This is a genomic window from Okeania sp. SIO2C9 (genome assembly GCF_010672455.1).
Taxonomy (GTDB): domain Bacteria; phylum Cyanobacteriota; class Cyanobacteriia; order Cyanobacteriales; family Microcoleaceae; genus Okeania.
The window spans coordinates 63,031-87,781 of the sequence record NZ_JAAHGO010000039.1; the positions used below are offsets into that span (position 1 = coordinate 63,031).

A 24,751-nucleotide genomic window follows, 5' to 3' on the forward strand; every position below is an offset into this window, starting at 1 on the left:
AGGGAGTGTAGGGAGTGTGGGGGGTGTGGGGAGTGTGGGAGGGGTGGGAAGTGTGGGAGGTGTGGGGAGTGTGGGGGGTGTGGGAGGTGGGGAATTCACAAGATTCGGTAGGGTGCGTATTTACGGCTAAAATTTAACTTCCCTGGCGGGAAGTCCCGCGCTCTCCCGCACCTTTAGCGTCGTATGGTCAAGCCAGGGCCAAGATTCGGATACCTTCATAAGCTAAACGTTCATATGCCCTTGACAAGCTAGGTACATTTTGTTATTGTAAGGTCCAACACAGGGGGAGGACATCACCTCTGTCTAAACAGCGGTCAGGGTTTCCCAGACTGAAGAATCCCGCGTTGTCCCATAAGGGCAACGTCGGGAGTATGTCAATAAGTGGTGAAAGTTATTTAGCAATTCGCCCCAGGGCACTATTGAATATGTGTCACTGCGCTACAGGAATTTTTTATATTTGGTTGCATAGAAGTCAAAACCTTAGACAAACATAAAATATAGAGGGAAAAAAATAAAGCTCCTCTATAGTTAGCTTTGTATTTTTGACCAAATCATTATGACCAAAATCAAACAAATATTCACGGGTATTGTGGTAGCTACCTCTGTATGTGTATTGCCCAATCATTCAGTTAATGCAGCGTCTCTGATTAATTTTGAACCTGTGGATGGTAAATTTCCTGATGGCAGTGTCGCTGTAGATAATATGCCAATTACAGATCAGTTTTCATCTTTGAGTGTAACTTTTGGCATCGACCGTAACCTTGATGGTTTACCGGATGCCGGACTTTTCCCCAGGTTGGAGGCGGTTGGTAATTCAGATCCTGTAGTAGGTTTTGTATCAACAAAAGGAGGAGGAAATGATATAGCTGCTCCTGGTTTTGAAAACAGGTTAGGTAGTTTTTTCCTACGGGGAGTTGGTTCGCTAACTAATGGTGAATCTCTTCTAATTTCTTATACTTCCCCAACAAATGCTGCATCGGCTGAAATTTGGGATATTGATGGTCGTTCAGGAGGAACATTTGAACAATGGGAAGTTCAAGCACTGGGATTTGATTTATCTGTGATTGATTCTATTATCAGTCCTATTGGTACTTTTGCCTTAGAATCTTCTCCTTGGCTTTGGTCTTTTGACCGCCAACAAAAAGATATTCATGCTATTCGCCTAGTTTATACGGGAAGTGCAGGTGGTGTTGGACTTGCATTTGATAATTTTTCTCCACTGGCAGTAGAAGGTTCTGAACCTGAAGCTAATACCTCAGTTCCCGAACCAACTTCTGCAATAGGTTTATTAATATTTGGTGCTGTTGCTTATCGTTTGAGAAAAGGCAAATAATATCAAATTTCTAGGATCGATAATTTAGTAAAGGCGATTCGCGTTTGCGGAGCATTCCGTAGGAAATCGCCCCTACAGAGGGTAAATTGAAGAAGACAGCTATGCTGTTTGCGCAGTATTCCGCAGCAAAGGCAGAAGTTAACGAAAATTTTTTCTATTGGTTGCATAGAAGTCAAAACCTTAGACAAAGAGATTAATGGAGGGAAAAAAGAAAACCCCTCTATGTCAACTTTGTATTTTTGACCTAATAGTTATGACTACAATCAAACAGATATTGATGGGTATTGTGGTAGCTACCTCTGTGTGTGTATTGCCCAATCATTCAGTTAATGCAGCATCTCTAATTAATTTTGAACCTGTGGATGGTAAACTTCCTGATGGCAGTGTAGCTGTAGATAATATGCCAATTACAGATCAGTTTTCATCCTTGGGCGTAACTTTTGGCATTGACCGTAACCTAGATGGTTTACCTGATGTCGAACTTTTCCCCATATTGGAGGCGGTTGGCAATTCAGATTCTGGAATAGGTTTTATATCAACAAAAGGAGGAGGATATGATGTGGCTGCTCCTGGTTTTGAAAACAGGTTAGGTAGTTTTTTCCTACGGGGACTTAGCTCACTACCTAATGATATATCTCTTCTAATTTCTTATACTTCTCCAACAAGAGCTGCATCGGCTGAAATTTGGGATATTGATGGTAATTCAGCAATACAATATTTGAACAATGAGAAGTTCAAGCACTGGGATCTGATTTATCTGTAATTGATTCTATTGTCAGTCCTGCTGGTACTACTTTTGCCTTAGAAGCTTCGCCCTAGTTTTGGTCTTTTGACCGCCCACAAAAAGATATTTATGCTGTTCGCCTAGTCCATACCGGAAGTGCAAGAGGTGTTGGGCTTGCATTTGATAATTTTTCTCCACTGGCAGTAGAAGGTTCTGAACCTGAACCTAGTACCTCAGTTCCCGAACCAACTTCTGTAATAAGTTTATTAATATTTGGTGCTGTTGCTTATAGCTTGAGAAAAGGCAAATAATATCAAACCCCTGGTATCAATAATTTAGTTGTAGGGGCAAACAGCCATTTGCTCCTACTGAGAGTAGGATAAATATTCTTCTGGTTCAAGAGGATTTGAGATAAAATTATTAACTTACCGAAAAATTGTGGGTATGCGCCTCCCCTTGGATAGGGGATAATAAGCGGTCGTTTGCGCAGCATTCCGTAGGATGGGATGGCGAGGTCAAAGGAGCCATATCCAATCGACTCCTGTGAAGAAAAATTTTCATGAATTTGTCAATCCTCTTCTTTTCAAGGAGAGGTAATTATTAATTATTAATTATTAATTATTAATTATTAATTATTAATTATTCATTATTTAAAGCATATTCTGTAAACTGACGCATAAACGGAGAGTGAAAACCAATAACAATATCCTGATGAGACACCCCTGCTTTGACTAATTCCTCGGCAAAATAAATTTCTGTACCATTATATTGTAGCCATATTTTCTCTTCCTTAATATCAAAATTATGAAAAATATATTTAGCAGGCATATTAGTGATTATATCAAGAGTCCTTTGTTTGATGCAAAATTATAAAGTTGCTAAAAATAAATTCTAGCATATATTTTTTTTGAAAATAGTAAAAATAGGGGCTTAAAAATTATATTTCCTTAAAAGGAAGTGCGTCAGATGATTGGGGTAGAGGCGGGTTCATCTGATAATTTGTAACGCCATTAATTTAACGTGGAACTCACCCCTACTATAGCAACATTTTAGGCGTTGTCACGCCATTACCCACAGCTCCCACACTCCCCACACTCCCCACCCTCTTCCTTCTTGCTATGCCCGGTTATGAGGAGAATCTAAATCAATCTCCGGACCAACCGGTACAATTTTAGTAGGATTAACATTAGGATGACTCATGTAATAATGCCGTTTAATATGGTCAAAATTACAAGTTCCTTTTATCCCTGGATATTGATAAATATCTTTCAGATAATTCCAGAGATTTGGATAATCCCAAATATGACGTAAATTACACTTGAAATGAACATAATAAACCAAATCGAAACGAAGCAAAGTAGTAAACATACAAATATCAGCTTCAGTTAGGCGATCGCCACATAAATAACGTTGTTTTGATAATATATTCTCCCAATAATCTAAAGCTGCGAATAAATCTTTTACTCCTTCTTCATAAGCTAATTGAGAACCAGCAAAACCCGCCCGATAAACACCATTATTAATTGGTTGATAAATAGTATCAAGAGTTTTTTCAATGGTATCTTTTAAATCTTCAGGACACAAATTTAGGTCATTTTTAGCAATACCATTAAACTGAGTATCAAACATCCGAATAATTTCACGGGATTCATTATTAACAATAGTATTTTTTTCTTTATCCCAAAGTACAGGAACCGTAACTCTCCCACTATAATTAGCATCAGCTTGAAGATAAACCTGCCAAAGATAATTAGTATTATTAATACTATCAGGAATACATCCTGGTTCAGAGTCAGAAAATTCCCAACTATTTTGGTCAATTACTGCTGCTACAACTGACAACCCAATAGCATCTTCTAATCCTTTTAACTTGCGCATAATAGCAGTTCGATGTGCCCAAGGACAAGCCCAAGAAATGTATAGATGATAACGTCCTGTTTCTGCCCTAAACCCACTAGAATTATCTGCTGTAATTTCATTCCGAAATGTGCTATTAGGGCGAATAAATCTACCTTGAGAATCTTCTTGTTCTCGTTTAGATATCCATTTACCATTAATTAAAATACCTAATCCCATGATTACCTCCTCAAAAAATAAAATACCTGTTGAATACTTATCATACTATCTGGGGGTGGGGAGTAGGGGATTCAACAATTAATAATTAATAATTAATAATTAATAATTACGTCTGCTTTGGAGATTTTTTTTATGTTCAATCATACCGATTTGATATAACTCCTAAAAAAACTAAATTATATAGCTTAAAGAATGGCTTGGTTAGGATATAGACTGATAGATAAACCTGAGACAGGGAAATATTTTTCCCACTATTACCTATTGCCTATTGCCTATTGCCTATTGCCTATTGCCTATTGCCTATAACTAGAGTTTTCCTAGGTTATTTTCTAGCCTTTAATAACTCCAAATTTTTTTTCAAAATCATCATAGCATCTTGATTTTTTTGTTATATATATATATATTTCTCCTTCTAGATCAGGAATCAGGAGGAGAGAGAATCACTTTGATGAGGGTAGTTATGAAAATTGGAGATTTTTTTTATGTTCAATCATACCGATTTGATATAACTCCTAAAAAAACTAGCTTATAACAATTAACTAAGACTTTTCTGAGCTTTTTTATAGCCTTTAATAACTCCAAATTTTTTTTCAAAATCATCATAGCATCTTGATTTTTTTGTTCTATATATATATATTTCTCCTTCTAGATCAGGAATCAGGAGGATAAAGAATCGCTTTGATGAGGGTAATTATGACAATTGGATATTTTTTTTATGTTCAATTTCCCCGGATTTGATATAACTCCTAAAAAAACTAAATTATATATTTTAAAGAATGGGTTAGTTAGGATATAGACTGACAATAAACCTTAAACAGGGAAATATTTTTCCCACTTTGCCTATTCCCTGTTGCCTGTTGACTGTTGGCTGCTATAACAATTAACTAAGAGTTTTATGAGCTTTTTTTATAGTCTTTAATAACTCCAATTTTTTTTTCAAAATCACCATAGCATCTTGATTTTTTTGTTCTATATATAATTCTCCTTCTAGATCAGGAATTAGGAGGAGAGAGAATCACTTTGATGAGGGTAATTATGACAATTGGATATTTTTTTATGTTCAATTCCCCCGGATTTGATATAACTCCTAAAAAAACTAAATTATATATCTTAAAGAATGGGTTAGTTAGGAAATAGACTGAGAATAAACCTTAAACAGGGAAATATTTTTCCCACTGTTGCCTGTTCCCTGTTCCCTGTTATAACAATTAACTAAGAGTTTTTCTAGGTTCTGTTCTAGCCTTTAATAACTCCAAATTTTTTTTCAAAATCATCATAGCATCTTGATTTTTTTGTTCTATATATAATTCTCCTTCTAGATCAGGAATTAGGAGGAAAGAGAATCACTTTGATGAGGGTAATTATGACCATTGGATAATTTTTTTATGTTCAATTCCCTCGGATTTGATATAACTCCTAAAAAAAACTAAATTATATATCTTAAAGAATGGGTTAGTTAGGATATAGACTGAGAATAAACCTTAAACAGGGAAATATTTTTCCCATCCCCCCGATTTGATATAACTCCTAAAAAACTAAATTATATAGCTTAAAGAATGGGTTAGTTAGGATATAGACTGAGAATAAACCTTAAACAGGGAAATATTTTTCCCACTGTTGCCTGTTGCCTGTTACCGAATTATTAATTATTAATTATTAATAATTAAATAATTCAGGTTTAAAGCCTCCCCTTGGATAGGGGAAAAAAAGCAGTCGAGGGATGGCGAGGTCTCGGAGCCATATCCAATCGACCAAGAAAATAAATAATATCTCCTTATATTCAATCAAGAGCGGTTTTAACCAGAGGTAATTATCAATTATCAATTATCAATTATCCATTATCCATTAATGAAATGAACTGTTCCCTGTTCCCTGCTATAACAATTAACTAAGAGTTTTTCTAGCTTCTTTTCTAGCCTTTAATAACTCCAAATTTTTTTTCAAAATCACCATAGCATCTTGATTTTTTTGTTCTATATATAATTCTCCAGCTTGCAATAAATTTTCTACACTTTCATCATCTTGACGTAGATTAGCAAAAGCCAAACCCCGATTATGATAAGCTTCAGCAATAGTTGAATTATTTTTTAGAGCTTCAGTAAACTTATTTATTGCCTGTTGATAATTTCCCTTTTGAAAAGCCTCACATCCTTGTTTAAAATTTACTTCTGCATCTGATGGTATTGATGAAGATGTTGAGATAAATTCTGTAAATAGGACAGAAATACTACCTTTTCCACGATAAGCATATATCATAGCACCAATACCAATGCTACTTATCAATCCAAAAAAGAGTAACCAAGTCAGAAAATTTGCAGTTTCCATATATTAATATAGTTCTAATAGTTCTAAGTCTATTGAATCATCATTATTCAAGATTTAAGAATCAAGTTATTGATTATTTTTTTGATTTTCTAGAATACTTGAATCAAATGCTTGTCAGAATTTTCACAATACTTAAGCTTAACAGCCAAGCCTTGTAAATTATAACCTTATCTTTATAAATATGTCAGAATTGGTGAAGTCAGAAATGATGGTTGATTTGAAATAGTTCTTTCTACACATGAACCTATTCAGCCACAACTAGAGAATCAATTATTACTTAATACTCATAATTTTGGTTTTGAATGGTCAAATTTAGAATAAAAATAATAAACATAAGATAGAATTAAACCTTGAATTTAATACCAAATTTATCTATTGGGACAAGAGCTTGAAAACCACGTAGCTTAGCGCGTGGATGAAAAGCTAACGTGCGACTTTAGTCGCCTGTAAAAATATCTAAGCGCGAGCGGGGAGTGTCAAAAGAAGTTGCCATAATTAAGTTGCATAGAATAATATTTTAATCAAGGTTGAATGTAGTTCGAGATAGACAAGTTAATAAATTTCTTCAAGAAGGAAAAAGGAAAAAGGAAAAAGGAAAAAGGAAAAAATAATTCTGTGCAGCCTCACATACCATTGGGAAAATATCAGGAACGGGCAAAATGCGCATTCCATATACCTAAGACCTAAAGGAGATAATTGACGAGTGAACTTAATACCAATGGATAGTAAATTAGTCAACAAGGCCAGATATTGGCCTTTGTTGTTATTCGCCCTTCTATTAAGCTCCTGTGGAGGTGAAACGCCACAAGCAGCAGCACCCCCACCTACTGCCGTGGAAATAGCCAGAGTTGATCAAACTCAAGTGGCAGAAAGCACAGAGTATATCGCAACAGTAGAAGGAAAAGAAAGAGCAACTATTACGCCAAGAGTTAGTGGACAAGTCAGCCAAGTATTTGTATCATTAGGTAACAGAGTTCAAAAAGGAGACCCCATACTGCAAATAGATCCTTCTCGACAACAGGCAGTTCTTGATAGTAATATTGCTCAGATAAGTTCAGCTCAGGCACAATTGGATAGTGCAGAAGCTCAACTAAGAGCCTTGAGAGATGATAAAACGGAACTAATTGCACAAAGAGACTTAAACTCTGAAAGAGCTAATCTAGAGAATGCTGAAGCGAACCTCCGGAGGGAACGTCAGGAACTAAATAGATTACTAGCTGAATTTGGCTTTCTGTCTGAAGAAGCTAATTTAGAAAATACTCAAGCAACTCTCAGGTCAGAGCGTCAGGAACTAAATAGATTACTAGCTGAATCAAGTTCTTTATCAGAAGAAGCACAATTAGAAGATGCCGAAGCAGCTTTACGAGCACAAAGAGCTGAAAAAGAAAAAAGGGAAGCGACTTTAGAATACCAAAAAATTGAACAAGTAAGATTTTCTACCCTGTATGAAGAAGGAGCTGTCCCGAAAGAAAGGTTCGACCAAGCTACCCGCGACATTAGACAAGCTGAAGCTGAAATAGATGCTATAGAACAAGAAATTGATGCAGCACAAGCACAAGTAGAAAGTGCCAAAAAAGACTTACAAAGACGCACAGGTACATTAGATGCTCAAATAGCAGCTCAAAAAGAAGTTATAGATGCTGCTAAAGCACAGGTAGAAAGTGCCAAAAAAGACTTACAAAGGCGCACAAGTACATTAGATGCTCAAATAGCAGCTCAAAAAGAAGTTATAGATGCTACTAAAGCACAGGTAGAAAGTGCTAAAAAAGATTTACAGCGTCGTATTGAAACTTTAGATGCTCAAATAGCAGCTCAAAACGAACAAATTTCCTCTCAGGAAAGTCAGGTAGCTCAAGTTCGCGGTCAACTACAACAAACTCAGGCAAATGCAGTGGCAGAACAAGTAGAGTTACAATATTACAATATTCTTGCTCCGATTAGTGGGGTGGTAGGAAATGTAGAACCGAAAGTAGGTGATTATGTAGATAGTCAAACTCAACTAACCACTATTCAGGACAATAATACTTTAGAAGCTAATATTAATATTCCTATAGACCGACTTCCTGAAATTAGACTAGGTACACGAGTTGAATTACTTCAACAAACAGGTCAATTAATTGGTAGCAGTAGGATATCTTTTATCTCTCCAGATACAGGTCAAGGAACTCAAACTGTTTTAGTCAAAGCAATATATGACAATGCGGAAAAGAAACTGCAAACCAACCAGCAGGTAATGGCAAGAGTTATTTGGGAAGAAAAACAAGGATTAACTGTTCCGTTTACTTCTGTTAGACGGATCGGAGATCAAGCTTTTGTTTTTGTTGCAGAAGAGAAAATCATGGATGGTGAGAAAAAGTTGGTTGCTACTCAAAAACCTGTGAAGTTGGGAAGCATTCAAGGTCAAGCTTATCAAGTAATTGAGGGATTGAAAGGCACTGACAAAATAGTTGTTTCAGGTGTGGTCAAACTCCGGAATGGTATACCTATTGCTGATGATTCTGAGTTGGGCAACCCCGTTGTGGGGGAGTAGGGGAGATGGGGAGATGGGGAGATGGGGAGATGGGGAGATGGGGAGATGGGGAGATGGGGAGATGGGGAGATGGGGAGATGGGGAGATGGGGAGATGGGGAGATGGGGAGATGGGGAGATTGGGAGATTGGGAGATTGGGAGATTGGGAGATTGGGAGATTGGGAGATTGGGAGATTGGGAGATAGAAGTAATTATAGAATTATAAATATCAGGACTTACTCGGCATTAAACTAAAATATCTTATGTCTTTTAACCCTATTCCTTACCAAAAAATGAGGTCCAAAGCCTCCCCTTTTAAGGGGATGAAAAAATATTCAGTTCAGTATTTCAAGCCTCCAGCTTTAGTCGGAGGTACTGATAACTGATAACTGATAACTGATAACTGAAATGACCCCCTTGTAACTAAATTTGGTGGTGGTGCATAGTAATGGTAAAGGAAGTGTGGGGAGATGGGGAACCACCCGCGCACCCCTCCGGTGTAGGGGAATGTGGGGAGATGGGGAGTGTGGGAAAAATTAAAAAATATATATCCTCACCATTACCATGCAGGACTACCCTAAATTTGAGAGCTTGAGAATGTCTTAAGCTGAAGTCAGAAGTTAAATTATTGCTGTACTCATAACTGATATAGCAATGTGCGCTGGCAAATTTACAAATTGCAGGAATTGTCCAATAGCTAAAATCTGATAATATAAGATTTTTATTCCCCCTATTGCCTGTTGCCTGTTGCCTGTTGCCTGTTGCCTGTTGCCTGTTGCCTGCGCGCAGCGCTATAACTGATAACTGATTAATTATGCTTTTAAGTATTGCTGATACGTTTATAAAACGACCTGTCTTAACGACAGTCTGTACAATCATAATTATATTAGCGGGGGCAATTTCAATTCCATTGTTGCCCATTGCCCAGTTACCACAACTAGCTAATACCGAAATTCAAGTATCATCAACCTATATTGGAGCTGATGCTCAAACTACAGAAAATACCGTAACCACAATTTTAGAAAGAGAAATTAACGGTGTGGAAGACATGAAATATATGTATTCCAATACCAGTAATAGTGGCCAGACGAGTATTAATATTGTATTCCCTAATGATGTAGACCGAGATACCGCTCAAGTTAATGTTCAAAACCGAGTTTCTCAAGCAGAAGCTTCTTTGCCAGATTTAGTCAGACAAACAGGTATTACTGTAGAAGCTGCATCTCCTAATATTCTATTAGTGATTGCCACCTACTCAGAAAAAGATGAAAATGGCAATTTTTTCTACAGTCCTGACTTTATGAGTAACTACATCGATCTGAACGTCTTAGACCAAATTAAGCGTATTCCTGGAGTAGGTCAGGCAACAATTTTAGGAGAACGGAAATATGCTATGCGCATTTGGCTTAACCCCCAGAAAATGGCAGTTCGTGAATTAACAGCTCAGGATGTAGTTAATGCTTTGCAAGAACAAAATATTCAGGTGGGGGCAGGTAAAATTGGTCAAAACCCAGCACCACCAGATTTAGTTTATGAAATTCCTCTGCAAGCTATTGGTAGGTTAAAAAATGCTCAAGAATTTGAGGATTTAGTGCTGAAAGTAGATGAAAATGGTACTTTGGTTAAGGTTAGAGATATAGGTAGAGCAGAACTTGGAGCCGAAAATTACGATCTAGTTACCACATACAATGGAGACCCTACTACGGGTTTAGCAATCTATCAACTTCCTGGTAGTAATGCTCTAGAAACAGCAAATCAAATTAAAGCTACAATGCTGGAGCTTAGTCAGAGTTTTCCCCCCGGATTACAATATAGGGTTGCTTACGATACAACTTTGTTCGTGGAAGTATCACTGCGAGAGGTAGTTATTACTCTACTCCAAGCTGTAGGGTTAGTGGTTTTGATTATCTTTATTTTTTTACAAGATTGGCGAGCTACTCTGATTCCAGCGATCGCTATTCCTGTAGCTTTAATTGGAGCAATGGCGGGTTTGAAAATTTTGAATTTTGAAATTAATACTCTGACTTTGTTTGCTTGTACTTTGGCATCGGGTCTAGTGGTGGATGATGCGATCGTGATTGTGGAGGCAGTCTCAAGTAAAATTGAACAAGGAATGAAGGCAAAACAAGCAGCGTTGGATGCGATGGAGGAACTCACTGGAGCAACGATCGCCACCTCTTTAGTATTGATGGCTGTATTTATTCCGGTTTCATTCTTCCCTGGAACAACAGGAGTTATTTACAAACAATTTGCTTTAACTATTGCTTTTGCTGTTGCCTGTTCAACTTTTAATGCTCTGACTTTCTCTCCTAGTATATCTGGTTTGTTACTACGTCCAAAACAAGAAGCTACTGGACCCTTGGGTTGGATATTTGATACCTTTAACCAAAGTTTTGGTTGGATACAAGATAAATACGGTAAATTAGTCAGCTTTCTCACCCGCATTAATATCATAGTCATGGGGATTTTTATTGCGGGTCTAGTGGCAACTGTTTGGATGTACGGTTTAGTTCCTGGTGGATTTGTTCCCGAAGAAGACCAAGGTTATTTTATCGTCATTTATCAAGCTCCTGACGGAGTTTCCCTCAATTATAATGCTGATGCTGCAGCCAAAATTCAACAGGAAATTGAGGAGATTGATGAAATCAAATCTTCTTTTGGTGTTGCTGGGTTTGGTTTTGATGGTCTCAACCCTAGTCAAGGGGTATTTTTCGTCTTACTGAAACCTTGGGAAGAACGAACTTTACCAGAGCAGTCTGTTTATGGCATAACCAGAAGATTAAATGGAGCGTTGCAAGGAATAAAAGAAGTAAACGCTTTTGCTGTAAATGCACCACCAGTACCAGGATTAGGTAGTACAGGAGGTTTTGAATTTCAATTGCAAGAGCGTACTGGAAGTTTGCCTATTCAAGCATTACTCGAAAATGGTAATCGGTTAATTGGAGCAGCTAATTCTCCAGAATATCCTAGTTTACAAGCTGTTTATAGTCAGTTTAGCGCTAATAAACCTCAGAAACAAATTGAAGTTTTACGCGATCGCGCTAAGGCATTAAATGTGAATGTTAATGATATATTTTCCACTTTACAAATTTATTTCGGTTCGTCTTATGTGAATGATTTTGTTTTAGGACAACGCCAATATCGGGTTTATGTTCAAGCAGAACCTGAGTTTCGTTCTAAACCTGATGATATTAATCAATTGTATGTCCGCTCTGTTGATGGTGAAATGATTCCCCTGGGAAGTTTAGTCACAATCAAAGATTTTGTCGGACCGGAGATTATTACTCACTATAATATTTTCCGTTCCATGAAAATTCAAGGTGGAGCTGCTCCTGGTTATGGTACCGGACAAGCGATCGCTGCCATGGAAAAAGCTTCGGAAGAATTGTTAGACCCTGGTTTTGGTTATGCTTGGCAGGGTAGTGCGTTGGAGGAAAAATCCTCTGGTGGTGCAGCACCGATTATTTTTGGCTTGGGTTTTGTGATGGTATTTTTGGTACTAGCAGCACAATACGAAAGTTATATCGACCCTTTAATTATTATGCTCTCTGTACCACTCGCAGTGTTGGGCGCTCTGGTAGCCATTTGGTTTAGATCGAATATACTTATGGCTGGCTCTGTTTGGCCAGTGGTGACAAATGATGTGTATGCTCAGGTTGCCTTAGTGATGTTGATTGGTTTGGCTTCCAAGAACTCAATTTTGATTGTAGAATTTGCTAACCAGTTAAGGGATAAAGGTGTAAATATTACTAAAGCAGCAATTACAGCGGCAGAGCAACGTTTTCGACCAATTCAGATGACAGCAATCTCCAGTTTGATTGGTTTTACGCCTCTAGTTATTGCTACTGGTGCAGGTTCGGGCAGTCGTTGGTCTCTTGGTACTGCAATATTTGGAGGAATGTTGTTTGGTACTCTTTTGAGTTTGTTGATTACTCCGAATTTATATATTGCTGTTAAAAATTTAGAGGGATGGCTGTTGAAGGGTGAAAAACCTAAGAAGTCAGAGCAACCTGATGTATCAAATTATGATGATGCTCATTCTAATGGATCTAATGGATATGAATCTGTTGATGATGATATTAAAGACCATCATAATGGACATACTGTAGCTAATGGTGCATCAGAAAATCAAGCTGATTCTACAACAGAAACTGTTGATTCTGATATTGATGAGGCGGTTAGGGAAGAACCACAAACACCTAAAAATTAACTTGATATCATATCTAATATTATCTCCGGTTAAATAGTTATAATTAAAGCTTGTAGTAGGGCTAAAGCCCTACTACACATGGGATAAAGCCCTACTAAAATTTTTTTTAACTTATTAGCCGGACATGATATTACATAAACTTTTTCTTAAACTTTTGTACGAGATTTTTATAGAAGGTCTTTAATTTATTTTGGCTATTGCATAGCTTGCGGTCGCTCTCCTTAAGCTCTGGATTTTTGTTATTCTTGAGATAGTTCTTCATCCAGTCACAGGCGTATTTCTCTAACTCTGGTAACTTTTGCTCGATATTCCTATCCCACAGGAGAACTATTTTGTCCTCACTAGCTGAAGCAATTTTCTTGCCATCAGGGCTAAAAGCTAATCCGATAACGCGATCGTTGTGACCATAAAAAGTTCTCGATCCTTTTTTACAATCATTTTTTTTACAATTATCTGTTTTCCAGACTTTCACTGTTTGATCGTCACTTGCTGTAGCAATGTAATCACCATTGTGACTGAAAGCTATGGCATTAATAAAATCACAATGAGCTGTAAAAGTTTTGTGCCATTCACCATCTCGGTCCCATAATTTGATTATCCCCCGGTAAGTTTTTTGGTCAGTTTTCGGATCTTTACTATCTCTATTAAACATCTCTAACAATTTATCTGAAACTCCTCTCACAAGCTTATTTAATTTTTTTAATTTCCTGATACTCAATAATTTATCTGTGTTTTGGCAAGTTTCTGGAGAAATTTTTTTGTTAATTACTGCAGCAATTATTTGCTTGTTTGGGTCTGGAGCAGAACTGAAAGCTACTCTAGACACCTCTAATTTATCATTATCTAGAAGAGTTTCTTTTAGAGAGCCATTTTTGTTCCAAAGTTTTACTGTTCCATCAGTACTCCCTGAAGCAAAAACCTCACCATCTCGACTAAAGCTTAGTCCCGAAACCCGAGCTGTATGTGCTGGAATAAGTTTTTCCAGCAACCTACCATCTCGCTTCCGCTTCCAGATTTTGATTTTTCCTTCAGTATACCCAGTAACAAAAATTTGGCTGTTAGGGCTAAAGCTTACTGCCGAAACATCATTATCTAATATATCATTCCATTCTTCTTTTAGGTCTTTCTTATTAAAACCCCCTATTCTAAAAAGTTTAACGATACCGCTTTCATCCGCTGATACGATCAGGTCACTATCAGGACTAAACTTGAAAGTATTAATGGGTTCAGAGTGCCATGGATTAGTCTTTAGGTATGTGCCATCCTTAGTCCAAAATGTTACATTACCATATCCTCTTGCCGTGAGAATTGTGTTGTCTTGAGGATTAAAAATTACTCCGTCAAGTTGATCGAAACTGTGTTTTAAGATTGTTAAAAACTCTGTACCTCCTATCTGCCAGAGTTTGACAGTGCCATCTTCACTAGCTGAGGCTAGGATACTGCCATCGTTACTAAATGCCACTGCACGAACTGCATTATTATGTCCTTTAAAGGTTTTCACTGGCTTATTGTTGTTTCGGTTCCAGATATTCACAGTTTCGTCATTACTCCCTGAAGCAATCATCTGCTTGTCAGGACTGATACTCACATCCCAGACTATACTCTGATGTCCGCGAAAAGTTTTCTCTAAAGTGCCGTCTCGCTTCCAGAGTTTAACTGTTTTGTCATCACTTGCTGAAGCAATTATCTCACCATTGCGACTAAAAGCTATGGCATTAACTGATTTGTCATGGGCTTTTTTCTCACCATCTTTTAAGGTTTTGTACAATTTACCATCTAGTTTCCAGAGTTTAAGGTTGCCACTTCTACTTCCTGTAGCGATCGTCTTGCCATCGGGACTGAATCTAACTATCCTTATCTCTGTGTTATCTGCTTTAAAGATTGTGAGCAAACTGCTATCACTTTTGTAGATAGAGACTTTTCCTTGATTATCTGCAGTTACTCGCATTTTGCCATCAGGACTAAAAGCTTCTCTTTTACTGTCAAAGCTATAAACTTGTTTCTTATCCTCAAGGTTAAAATTTAAGACAGGCAACAAATACTTTTCCTTTAGTGTTTGGTACAGATTGCTATCTGAATTCTTTAATATAGCTTTAATATCATTATAACTATAACTAGACTGTTTCTTTCGTCTCCCATCTAAATACCAAACCGTTATTTTCTGATTATCCCGATCGTTTGTAACAATCATCTCATCATTGTCAGCAAGCTGGAAATTTACGTTTATAACTTCACCCTTATGTTGTAGTTGATTGAGTTCTTTGACTCCATAAACTACCTTGAGGAAGTTGTCTTGTATTTCTTTTTTAAATTCTTCATCTAAATTAAATAACTGCAAAAGCCAGTGATCGAGTAACTTCCCTACTCTTAATAAATCAAGCAATGCTTCTAACTGTCGATCTGATTCCCACTTAATTTCTGCAGAATCAATTAAATTCTGAGCTTGTTCTAGTTTTGTATCTCGTAGATTACTCAAAGTCGAAATTGTCAAAACACTTAATCCAACCATAACCGCAATAGCAATACTCCAATTGCGCCGAGTATTAAAGGTTTTGCGCCAGATACTACGCTTTACAAACTCAGTTTCTATCTTGTTAAACCAGTTATCCTGAGAATTGAGTATCTGTTTAAGTAAATCTAGCCGTGGATCGGTATTCCAGAGGAAACCGTCTTCTTTTGCGTGCTGAATCCAATTATTGGCAGAAGTATTCACCTCTCGCTGCAAGGGCAAATTTACTTTTAATATTTTTTCATCTTCAGGATGCTCTTTTCTACCATTGAAAAATTTATTGAAGGGATTCCATGAACGTACTATTTCAACTACTTCCTGTTTTTCATCCAACCAGTCTTTAATTTGTTTCCATCCTTTTACCAAAGCATCATGGACTGGTTCCACATATTCTAGACCTTCTGTATCCCTGCCTTTAACAAGCAAACGTGCTTCTACAAAACGAGCAATTACCTGTTTCGCTTGCTGATTTTTTGGTTCTGGATACACTAATTCAGAAGTTGACACTCTTCGGCGAGCTAGTTCACCACTACGAATACCGACCATTCGCAGCATCACATCACGAATCGTTGACTCATCAACTTTTTCTTCTGTTTTTAATCTGTTATAAGTCTTGTCAGCACGATTAGTTAGAGACCGTGTTACCCCCCCTATTTTTTGATAATCTGCCTCAGTAATAGTACGATCGCTCCTTTCTTTATTTTCTTCTGCCTTCAAATACCTTAAATAAAGCTCACTTAAGGTGAAAGACAGTAGAGGTAAAGCACCAGGCATTTGAATCACTTCATCAATCAAAGCATTGACTAACTTTGAGGACTCAAAAAATAATGTCCGTTGTGCAGCAGGTTCTTCTATTATTTGTTGTAACTCTTCCCTATTCATCGGAGTTACGATAAACCGCCCATTTTGCCAAACCTTTTGCCAAACCTTTTGCCAATTTGTATCTTTATACTTGTGTTCATTCAAATCTCTCAGTTGAGGTTCAAAATCAGAACGCAATGTCATAACAATTCGCAAATTTTCAGCTATTTCTGGTGCTGCTAAAGCTTCTGCTAACAAATGCAAAAAATCTTCTCTATCTTGGTCATCTTTAGATAAAGTAATTATTTCTTCACTCTGATCGATAGTCAATAATAACTTAATATTCGGATTCTTTTTACTCCATTGATGAATGATTTTAGCTAAAAATTGAACATCTTGATGTAACTTCTTAACTAATAAATCAAGCTTGAAACCTGTTGTAATTGGCAACAGCACCGTTGCCAGGGCAGTAAAAGGAAGTTCTCCTGGTCTCATCGTTTCCAAGATATACCACTGCTGTCCATCTGTTTCTACTTCTTTTTTCATAGCAGGAATTAAACCCGCTTTTACTAAGCTAGATTTACCCGATCCAGAAAGACCTAAAACTACTGTAAGTTGATGATTTTTCACCTTCGCCATCAGACCTTCTTCCGGCTCTTCAATCAGCTTTTTTCTACCATAAAATAACTGACTATCTTCTTTCTCAAATGAAGCTAAACCTTTGTAGGGATTGGTAGTTTCATCTAGTTTAAATTCTTCTAGTTTTTCCGGTTTAAAATTAGATAGAGGAAAAATATATTCTCCCTTTAAAAAAACATATTCATTGAGCTTTGGGTCATATTTTTGAGGTTGAAACAGCACAGGAGTTTGTCCTTGTGCTACCTTCCTTAATTCGTTTTGCAAATAGGTAAACAGTTCATGGGTTGTAATTACTTTGTCATCAATAATTGCTTCCATAAACTTGTCTTCTTCTCCATTGGAACTACCTGTGATAATTTTTAAGAGAAAATAAGCAAAGGGTGAATGCCCATTTTTATCAGCCCTTTTGCCAAAACGAAATGAATCTAATGCTTCTTCATCATAGCTTGCGGAAGTAATAATTTGCTGAGTGCTATGTTTAATATAGCGGTCATAATTTTGTTTATAAAGTTTCCGTGGTCTGGCTGCATTTCTACCCTTGCTCACCCAAGAAATTCTACCAGCAAAACAGCAGTCTAGAATTATTAATAGATGATGACAGTCTAAGTTAGTTAAGGTTTCGTATACTTTGTTCATAGACAACCAAGTTTGATTGTCATTAGCATCTGCATCTTGAGGCATAAAATAACCAGCAGGTTTACCTTCTTCGCTATCTTCTGATTCTTGATCAAACCCATGACCTGCAAAATAGAATAAGAGGCGATCGCTTTTTTCAATTTGAGTTAATTTTCCCTCTAATTCAATCTTCTTGTTTTTAAGATTTTCTAGAAGTTGACTAAATTTTTCTTTAGTTGCTAGTTCATCAAATAATCTTAAAACTTGATAATTGTGTTTTTCCTGAAGAACATTAGCTAATTCTTGAGCATCTAAGACAGCATTCTTCAGTTGAGGAATATGAAGATAGCGATCGATACCGATGATAATTGCTAAATTGCGCTTAATTCTTACCATAATAGACAAGTTTTTTTCCAATAATTACATTTATTTTATATTAGAGACTTTCTGTTAACAGAATCAGGACTTATATCAAATCCGGATAATTACTATACCCAAGTCATTGCGAGTGGAACAGAGTGGAACGAAGCAATCTCAAAGGCGCACGGAGATTGCTTTCCTTCGGAATGCTCCGCAAACGCTTCGCTCGCAATGACAACTATATTAACCGGATTTGATATTATATCAAGTAACATTAATTAACCGCAATGTAAGGAGGTTGCATAACAAAAATGCGTTTTCCGTTCCGGAATGCTCCGCAAACAGGTCGCGCTCGCTATAAGTTTAATGTCAGCTCTTAGCTGAAAACGTCTCTGCGAGGTTGGTGAAAAATTGTTTATTACAGCTATTTAATGAGACATGATATTATATAAAATCCGGTTCAACAGTTGTCATTGCCACCGAAGGGAAGCAATCTGTTAAATCCCTGAGATTGCTTCCTTCCACTCCGTTCCAGTCGCAATGACTTGGATATAGTAATTATCCGGATTTTATATTACCCATAACCGCCATATCTAGTAGGGGCGAATGGCCATTTACCCCTACAGGCAGTGTGTAATTTCATTTTTTGCGTAAGTCCTGTGATAGCTAAAACTCGATTAATTCATTTCCTTTTTCGCAAAATGTTCCATCAACATACGATGGTAAAAGATATAACCCCCACCTACTTTTTTCATCAACAGGCGTTCGGAAGCGTAATCAAGGAAGCGAGCATAGTTCCAAGGGATACGACCTTTACGGTAAAGAATACGACGGAGGTTAAAGTGTTGAATACAAGAAGCACCACCCTTTATCAGCCCGACAATCTGCCCTCCAATCAGCCCGAAACTCAGCCCGTAAATCAGCCCTCCAATTAGCTCGTCCAGCACTTTCCCTTCATTCTCTTCAATCAGCCCGAAAATCAGCCCGAAAATCAGCCCAAAAATCAGCCCAAAAATCAGCCCAAAAATCAGCCCTAAACGTACGGCATTTTTAGCTGAACTCCACATTCCTTGATTGGGAACTGTTCTCTGTTTTACTTCTGCACTAACCAATCCACTACTCAGCCCTCCAATCAGCCCTCCAATCAGCCCAAAAATCAGCCCTCCAATCAGACCAAAAATCAGCCAGTCAATCGGCTCCTTAATCAGCCCGTCAATCAGCCCGAAAATCAGCCCTCCAATCAGCCCTCCAATCAGACCAAAAATCAGCCCTACGCGAATAATCCTAAACGTAACCCTTTGCCATGACCAAGTCATTTGCTCGAAGAGAGTGATTTCTTTTAATGAAGCAGTAATCACCCCTCCAATCACCCCGTAAATCACCCCTCCAATCAGCCCGGAAATCCGCCCGTCAATCAGCCCTCCAATCACCCCGTAAATCAGCCCGTAAATCACCCCTCCAATCAGAAAATTTATAATTCGATAGCCTATCCTCTCCTTAGAACTTTCCAGCAAAGTTGTTTGCATCTTCTCAATCAAAAAAACAATTTTTGATTCCTTGACCATAGTTTTTGCCAACCAACTCAGCCAATGCTTAACTTCCTCTTGAGTATATTGAGTTGAATCTTTATTTTTCTCCGATCGCTTAATGACTCGGCGACTTAACATCCGTTCAATATAACTATCAAATAAATGTTGATAGCGGTTTTCCCCAGGACGAAACTGTAGTCGTAAATCTGCCACTGACCAATCCTTATACGCGCGACTCATAATATTGAGAATGAGGGGAGTTTGAGCAAATTCTTCCAATTCAGAATCCTGTTGCAACAGTGTCTTTAAAGCAGCCAGGGAATCCCCAGCTTTAGTTAAAAAACTGTATACCTGTTTTAAAGAAAGGGGTTTAATACATAGGGCACTACTAAGTTGTAACCGTTCAGTTAGTGCCTCATAATCCTTGACTCGACTACAAACAACTATTTCGGTAAGGTTATGGGTTTTGATAAATTGATTTAAAGCCCGAACACAGTCATTGCGATGTTCTATTGCTACTTCATCCAAGCCATCCAGGAGTAAAATCAGTTGTTCTTCCTTTAGCCAAGGCTCACTCCAAGTCTTGGGAACTTGGTATTTATCCTTCAGTTCTTCCCGTAACCATTCTTCTAGGGGTTGCTGCTTTCCCCCCCAAGAAGACAAATTAAACATCACCGGAATTGGCTTGGTTAAATCTTGCTCAGTTTGTCTGACCAGCTTTTCCGCCAACTGCAACAGGGTAATAGTTTTTCCTGAACCTGGATGGCCTAAAATTAACAGGGTTTTACCCAGCCCCGTTTCCTGCAAGATATCTGTGGTTTGTAACTCCTCAAAGGATTCATCTAACTCCACAGCGTCAATCCCGGAAAAAGGACGCAGCACAGCATCGCCATCAGTTTTCCAGTCAAGATTAATAGCAGTATTCCCATAGAGAGAAGGCTTAAGAAACCCATCAATCCAGAAGTCCTTGACTTTGTTTAATAAAGTTTTGCGTTGACGATATTCCTGCTGGGTTAAATCTGAACGAACCACCGAAGTTTGACCAAAATCATCCCAATTCTCCCTAGCTTGCTCTCGATAACCTTTGTAATGCTTTTCTGCTTCTAATGCTTCAATCAGTTCCCCGGGAAATTCAGATTGAGGCAAAGACTCAGGAGCATCATTTTGAGGAGCAGATACTTCTTCCGGTATAGGAGTCAACAGTGACTTTGTCTTGAGAACTGGTATTCGATGTTCTGGAGTCACAACTTGCCTAGAGGCAAGCTTACGAGGTTTTGACGCTTTACGGGAACGGGCAGTTTGAGAATTAGCAAGCTGAATTTCAATAGCATTGCAACCAAACTTGTAAGCTGTTTCAATTGATTTACCCGATCCTAAGGCACGATAAAACCCGGTAGCAAAATAAATTGCTGCATCATCCCGAATCTCTTGATTCATACCAACCACATAATTAATATGTTCAACGATCGCATTAGCTTGAACTTGGCTATAACAAGCATTGAACACAACACACTCAATCTCCTGTTCAAAAAGCTTAAACAGATTAGATAGAGCTTCTGTACTCACTGTCCGCTCATAGCCATCTTGATTTTGTAGCAGCAAACCTTCTTCTCCAGTTCCATGTCCGCAAAAATGAACAATTTGTGGTTCGCTTTCTAGTAATAATTCTTGCAATTCGTCTATCTGTACTTCTAGCTCAATATCTATCTCGAATTCTGACCTGTTTTTGGCGCGTTTAATCACGTTCTGCAAGTCTTTGATTTCTCTATTCAAATTGAGGTCATTCCTCGGATTTGAGCTTAAAATTAGAATTTTTTTCATGGAATTTATTGACTATAAGTTATTTCACAACTAGGAAAGTAGTAGGAGCAGGAGACAGGAGACAGGAGACAGGAGAAATTGGAATTTATATCATGTCCGGTCGCATCGGTATTGTATAGTGAAGTAAGGAAGAAGGAAGAAGGCTTAAAAGCTTGAAAAAACGTAAATTTCCTGTAGATATTAACCCTTGATTTTACACAAACGATACCAGCGGACATGATATTATAAGAGGTAGGAGTAAGAATTGTCCCTTTATTTTTCTGCCCAAGTCTTGCCTAAAATACGCTCCTTTTTGAGCATAAAGAGCTGAAAAATTTGCACTTTTTTCTACCCAAAAAAGGCTTTAACCTTTATAGGTCAATGCTTTGATATTGAATCAGCAAGCCCCATGTAGCCTAAAAAAGTGGGTAAATAGGTGGGGGACGGTGGGAAGTGTGGAGAAAAAGATTCGTACAGTACAATTGTGGGTTTGAATCAACGTTTTAGGAAGTTTTGCCTTCCCCATCTCCCCATCTCCCCATCTCCCCATCCCCCCATCTCTCCTACTCTTCTAGAGCATCTACTAATGCTTTCAACCCTGCTTCTGAAGTAAAGTAAGTCAAATGATCGCAAGCAACATCTGGTAATATCCTTGGTTGAGGCGAGCGATCGCTACTTACTTTTTTAATATTTGCTAGATGCACCGCAATATCATTAGGTTCCGTCCCAAAAACTAAACCATCAATAAATGAGTTGGTAACTACATTATCAAACAGTTTTGCCTTAAACTTTTCTAGGAATTTAGATTGCTTTTTCGATGTTGGCATCGATCGGTCTCCAGAAATAATACTATAGCGAACGTGAGGGTCTGGATTTTCAGCAAGTTTCGTGATAAACTCTGAATCAGGTTGCATTTGATCTAGAGAATTATCATTTGCTTCTATAAACTGTAAAGATTTAGCGCCCATATCCGCTACAACTTTTGCAGGCCATGCCATTGTCGGAATTTTATTCAGACCAAAATTTAACATCACAAATGCTAGTTCCTGAACTTGTGGCCAAGGAGAACCTCCATTGGGAGTACCCAACATTACTAAATGTTGAACTACTTCATTTCCTCCTTCTTGTTCGATAAACCAACGAGAAACTAATCCTCCCATGGAGTGAGCAACAATATGTAATTCTTTGCCATGATTTGCTCCTAAACCTACAGTTTCCAATCGTTTTTTTAGCAACTGCGCATTTTCTTCAATGGTTGTCTGGAGATTTTCGTAGTCGAAAGTTAAAACCAGGTCATAAAGTTCCCGTAGAGGACGTTTTTCCCCATTTATCTCTACTTTTGCCCTTTGAACGCTACCAACCATACTTTCAGTATCGCCAATAATACCATGAATGTAGAGAACTATTTTCTGAGCAGAGTCAACTTGTTTTTTGACTTCTTCTATATTTTTCTCATAAATTACCTTTTCCCGATTATTTTCTTGCTTCACCTCCGCTGATGCTAAAATCGGATATTCATAGGAAGTTCCTAACTTTTGACCCCGGAGTTTTTTGAAGAAAATTTTAATTGAACCATCTAAACTACGACTGCTTGTAGTTGGTTTAGGTAAACGTTCCAAACTAATTTCTGTTTGCTCTCCCTGCTTCGCACCATAACCAAGGGGTAAGAAAAATTCACCATCGTGACTAATAGGTAAAATGTACTCATCTTCTTCTAAAGTTTGGTCAACTATTAGCTTTAAAGGTGCATCTTTAGTAACCAAGTTAACATCATTAACATTAAATAATTCCACAGCAGCTAATCCTGGATCACTATTACGACTGGTGGTAAATTGAAACGATTCAATTGCTCCTGGTTCTTCTCTGAGTAGGGGTGGTGTAACCACATTACCCACAGATCGTGTGGTTTGGGAAACAGTAGTTAGAGTTACTTTTGCTTGCAAACTGGGATGAGATTGTACTTCAACTAAACCATTCATTAATTTAGCGTTGCGGTCTGATTGCAGTTGTTCCGCATCTCTAGGTTTAACAACGGTAACTGCTACTTCTTTAGTAATCCAATCATCAATTTTTTTCCGAGACCTGGCAGCAGCACGGGTAGAAACTTGCTGCATTAAACTCTCAAGAGTTCCTCCTGGGACTGCTCTCGTAGGTTGAGGAGGTTCTAGTCCCTCTTGCTGTAGTAGATCGGCATTAAAGTCTGTCTTACTCACAATCAGCTTTAAGACATCTTTAATCTCAGTTATACCATTTTCGAGAAAATCTTCTGGAATCTCTACAAACACAAAACTTTCAAAAGTATTTCTCTCATTAGAATTTGCTCCTGCAAGTGCTATTGTACTTTTTTCATACTCCTCGGGGTTTTCAGGATCGGGATAGAAATGTATACGTGGTTCTATCGAATAATCACTTGAAAGTGAGAGAACAGCGCAAAATAATTTTTGGTTGCTATGATTAGTGAGCTTAAGTTTGATAACAGGACGTTTCCATTCCCCATTTTCATACTTATACTCTAGATAATATTCAGAATTTGTTGACAGAGACTTGTCTGAATCTTCAGCGACTGTAATCTCTCCTTCCTCATCCTCATATCCATAGGTTGTAATTTCCATCTCCACATCAGTTGGTTTAATACTACTCTTAGCACTTTTTAAGTTAAGAATATTAGTCCAACGAGCGATCGCTTCTAAAGCTTGAATTGCTTCTCCAGCAGCATTTTTACTGTAACCTGGTTTTTTAGGAATGGGAGCAACCACAGGAGTTTCGCCTTGAGTAATCAAGTATTGTCCTTTATCCACTAACAGAGTATAACCAGCTTCTGTAGAATCTTCAACCTGTTCCACATATAGAGATTTTTGACCAGAATTGATTTCTTCTAGAGCTTGCTTTGCTAAATTTATACCTTCTTCTTCTGTCAAATTCCCTTCAATATAAACCTTTAATTTTTCTATAGGCAAACTGGTAATAACCGCCCAATAACTTTGATTTTCATCTAAATCTCCTTGAGCTGGAGTAATTTCTACCTTACTTTTTGCCGTCAATACTTTAGTAACTTTAGCCTCTCCAACAGCTTTTGATATTTCCTTTAAATCATCAGGAGTGCTTCCTACAGGAAATATAGCTAATAAAGTAGTTTCCTTAGCAGATTTAGATGTTTTCGGAATTCCCTGTAATGATCCACCATCAATCTCCCAACCGTACGAAAAAAACTGTAGAAAAATGAAACAGCTTTTATCTTGATATTGGATTAACCAATACTGGCTGTACGGCACAGCTCACTATTCCCTCGGCAGTAAATGCCCCTGGGAATTTCTTTCTAAT

General features: G+C 37.7%; 14 protein-coding genes and 2 pseudogenes. 9 read left to right on the forward strand and 7 right to left on the reverse strand.

Annotated elements, in window-relative coordinates; genetic code table 11:
• Nucleotides 1–14 precede the first annotated feature (14 nt).
• From F6K23_RS25230 to F6K23_RS42115, 4 genes are all read left to right on the forward strand, one after another.
• The gene (locus tag F6K23_RS25230; protein WP_293160925.1) at nt 15–137 is read left to right on the forward strand and encodes a hypothetical protein; all 123 of its coding nucleotides are present in this window, start codon (nt 15–17) and stop codon (nt 135–137) included.
• A gap of 419 nt (nt 138–556) precedes the next feature.
• Nucleotides 557–1,333 carry a hypothetical protein gene (locus F6K23_RS25235; RefSeq protein ID WP_293160927.1) on the forward strand — a complete coding sequence of 259 codons (777 nt, stop codon included), beginning with the start codon at nt 557–559 and terminating at the stop codon, nt 1,331–1,333.
• 253 nt (nt 1,334–1,586) lie between these two features.
• A complete protein-coding gene (locus tag F6K23_RS25240; RefSeq protein WP_293160929.1) occupies nt 1,587–2,096 on the forward strand; it encodes a hypothetical protein in 510 nt (169 codons plus the stop codon).
• A 158-nt stretch (nt 2,097–2,254) separates the two neighbouring features.
• Nucleotides 2,255–2,368, forward strand: coding sequence for a PEP-CTERM sorting domain-containing protein (locus F6K23_RS42115; protein WP_367267813.1), 114 nt, complete (start codon nt 2,255–2,257; stop codon nt 2,366–2,368).
• A 328-nt stretch (nt 2,369–2,696) separates the two neighbouring features.
• Here the strand turns inward: F6K23_RS42115 and F6K23_RS25245 are convergent, their stop codons facing one another.
• The 3 genes from F6K23_RS25245 to F6K23_RS25255 all read right to left on the reverse strand — a co-directional run bounded on the left by F6K23_RS25245 (nt 2,697) and on the right by F6K23_RS25255 (nt 6,458).
• Nucleotides 2,697–2,885, reverse strand: a complete 189-nt coding sequence (locus tag F6K23_RS25245; RefSeq protein WP_293160931.1) for an element excision factor XisI family protein — start codon at nt 2,883–2,885, stop codon at nt 2,697–2,699.
• Between the two features lie 288 nt (nt 2,886–3,173).
• Nucleotides 3,174–4,133, reverse strand: coding sequence for a glutathione S-transferase family protein (locus F6K23_RS25250; RefSeq protein WP_293160933.1), 960 nt, complete (start codon nt 4,131–4,133; stop codon nt 3,174–3,176).
• A gap of 1,884 nt (nt 4,134–6,017) precedes the next feature.
• The gene (locus F6K23_RS25255) at nt 6,018–6,458 is read right to left on the reverse strand and encodes a tetratricopeptide repeat protein (RefSeq protein ID WP_293160935.1); all 441 of its coding nucleotides are present in this window, start codon (nt 6,456–6,458) and stop codon (nt 6,018–6,020) included.
• A gap of 703 nt (nt 6,459–7,161) precedes the next feature.
• Between F6K23_RS25255 and F6K23_RS25260 the strand changes: the two genes are divergently transcribed.
• The 4 genes from F6K23_RS25260 (at nt 7,162) to F6K23_RS25275 (ending at nt 13,177) form a co-directional block, all read left to right on the forward strand.
• Nucleotides 7,162–8,988, forward strand: a complete 1,827-nt coding sequence (locus F6K23_RS25260) for an efflux RND transporter periplasmic adaptor subunit (protein ID WP_293160937.1) — start codon at nt 7,162–7,164, stop codon at nt 8,986–8,988.
• Nucleotides 8,989–9,009: 21 nt separating this feature from the next.
• Nucleotides 9,010–9,222 carry a hypothetical protein gene (locus F6K23_RS25265; RefSeq protein WP_293160939.1) on the forward strand — a complete coding sequence of 71 codons (213 nt, stop codon included), beginning with the start codon at nt 9,010–9,012 and terminating at the stop codon, nt 9,220–9,222.
• Nucleotides 9,223–9,415: 193 nt separating this feature from the next.
• On the forward strand, nt 9,416–9,562 hold the full coding sequence (locus F6K23_RS25270) for a hypothetical protein (protein WP_293160941.1): 147 nt from the start codon (nt 9,416–9,418) through the stop codon (nt 9,560–9,562).
• A 219-nt stretch (nt 9,563–9,781) separates the two neighbouring features.
• A complete protein-coding gene (locus tag F6K23_RS25275) occupies nt 9,782–13,177 on the forward strand; it encodes an efflux RND transporter permease subunit (protein WP_293160943.1) in 3,396 nt (1,131 codons plus the stop codon).
• 130 nt (nt 13,178–13,307) lie between these two features.
• Here the strand turns inward: F6K23_RS25275 and F6K23_RS25280 are convergent, their stop codons facing one another.
• Nucleotides 13,308–18,137, reverse strand: a complete 4,830-nt coding sequence (locus F6K23_RS25280; protein ID WP_293160944.1) for a caspase family protein — start codon at nt 18,135–18,137, stop codon at nt 13,308–13,310.
• Nucleotides 18,138–19,507: 1,370 nt separating this feature from the next.
• Between F6K23_RS25280 and F6K23_RS42120 the strand changes: the two are divergent.
• Nucleotides 19,508–19,654: pseudogene (locus tag F6K23_RS42120) on the forward strand (hypothetical protein); the annotation flags it as partial.
• Nucleotides 19,655–19,975: 321 nt separating this feature from the next.
• Here F6K23_RS42120 and F6K23_RS42125 read toward each other — a convergent pair.
• The 3 genes and pseudogenes from F6K23_RS42125 to F6K23_RS25295 form a co-directional block, all read right to left on the reverse strand.
• Nucleotides 19,976–21,451 (reverse strand): annotated as a pseudogene (locus F6K23_RS42125) (CHAT domain-containing protein); the annotation flags it as partial.
• 376 nt (nt 21,452–21,827) lie between these two features.
• Nucleotides 21,828–21,980 carry a hypothetical protein gene (locus F6K23_RS25290; protein WP_293160948.1) on the reverse strand — a complete coding sequence of 51 codons (153 nt, stop codon included), beginning with the start codon at nt 21,978–21,980 and terminating at the stop codon, nt 21,828–21,830.
• Between the two features lie 13 nt (nt 21,981–21,993).
• A complete protein-coding gene (locus F6K23_RS25295) occupies nt 21,994–24,702 on the reverse strand; it encodes a triacylglycerol lipase (protein WP_293160950.1) in 2,709 nt (902 codons plus the stop codon).
• Nucleotides 24,703–24,751: the final 49 nt, after the last annotated feature.

Bases quoted from the DNA above. Each gene is read 5' to 3' on its own strand.
- F6K23_RS25235 (WP_293160927.1), top strand. From the start codon at position 557: ATGACCAAAATCAAACAAATATTCACGGGTATTGTGGTAGCTACCTCT.
- F6K23_RS25290 (WP_293160948.1), bottom strand. From the start codon at position 21,980: ATGGGGAGATGGGGAGATGGGGAGATGGGGAAGGCAAAACTTCCTAAA.
- F6K23_RS25275 (WP_293160943.1), top strand. From the start codon at position 9,782: ATGCTTTTAAGTATTGCTGATACGTTTATAAAACGACCTGTCTTAACG.
- F6K23_RS25270 (WP_293160941.1), top strand. From the start codon at position 9,416: ATGGTAAAGGAAGTGTGGGGAGATGGGGAACCACCCGCGCACCCCTCC.
- F6K23_RS25255 (WP_293160935.1), bottom strand. From the start codon at position 6,458: ATGGAAACTGCAAATTTTCTGACTTGGTTACTCTTTTTTGGATTGATA.
- F6K23_RS25250 (WP_293160933.1), bottom strand. From the start codon at position 4,133: ATGGGATTAGGTATTTTAATTAATGGTAAATGGATATCTAAACGAGAA.
- F6K23_RS25265 (WP_293160939.1), top strand. From the start codon at position 9,010: ATGGGGAGATGGGGAGATGGGGAGATGGGGAGATGGGGAGATGGGGAG.
- F6K23_RS25240 (WP_293160929.1), top strand. From the start codon at position 1,587: ATGACTACAATCAAACAGATATTGATGGGTATTGTGGTAGCTACCTCT.
- F6K23_RS25245 (WP_293160931.1), bottom strand. From the start codon at position 2,885: ATGCCTGCTAAATATATTTTTCATAATTTTGATATTAAGGAAGAGAAA.
- F6K23_RS25280 (WP_293160944.1), bottom strand. From the start codon at position 18,137: ATGGTAAGAATTAAGCGCAATTTAGCAATTATCATCGGTATCGATCGC.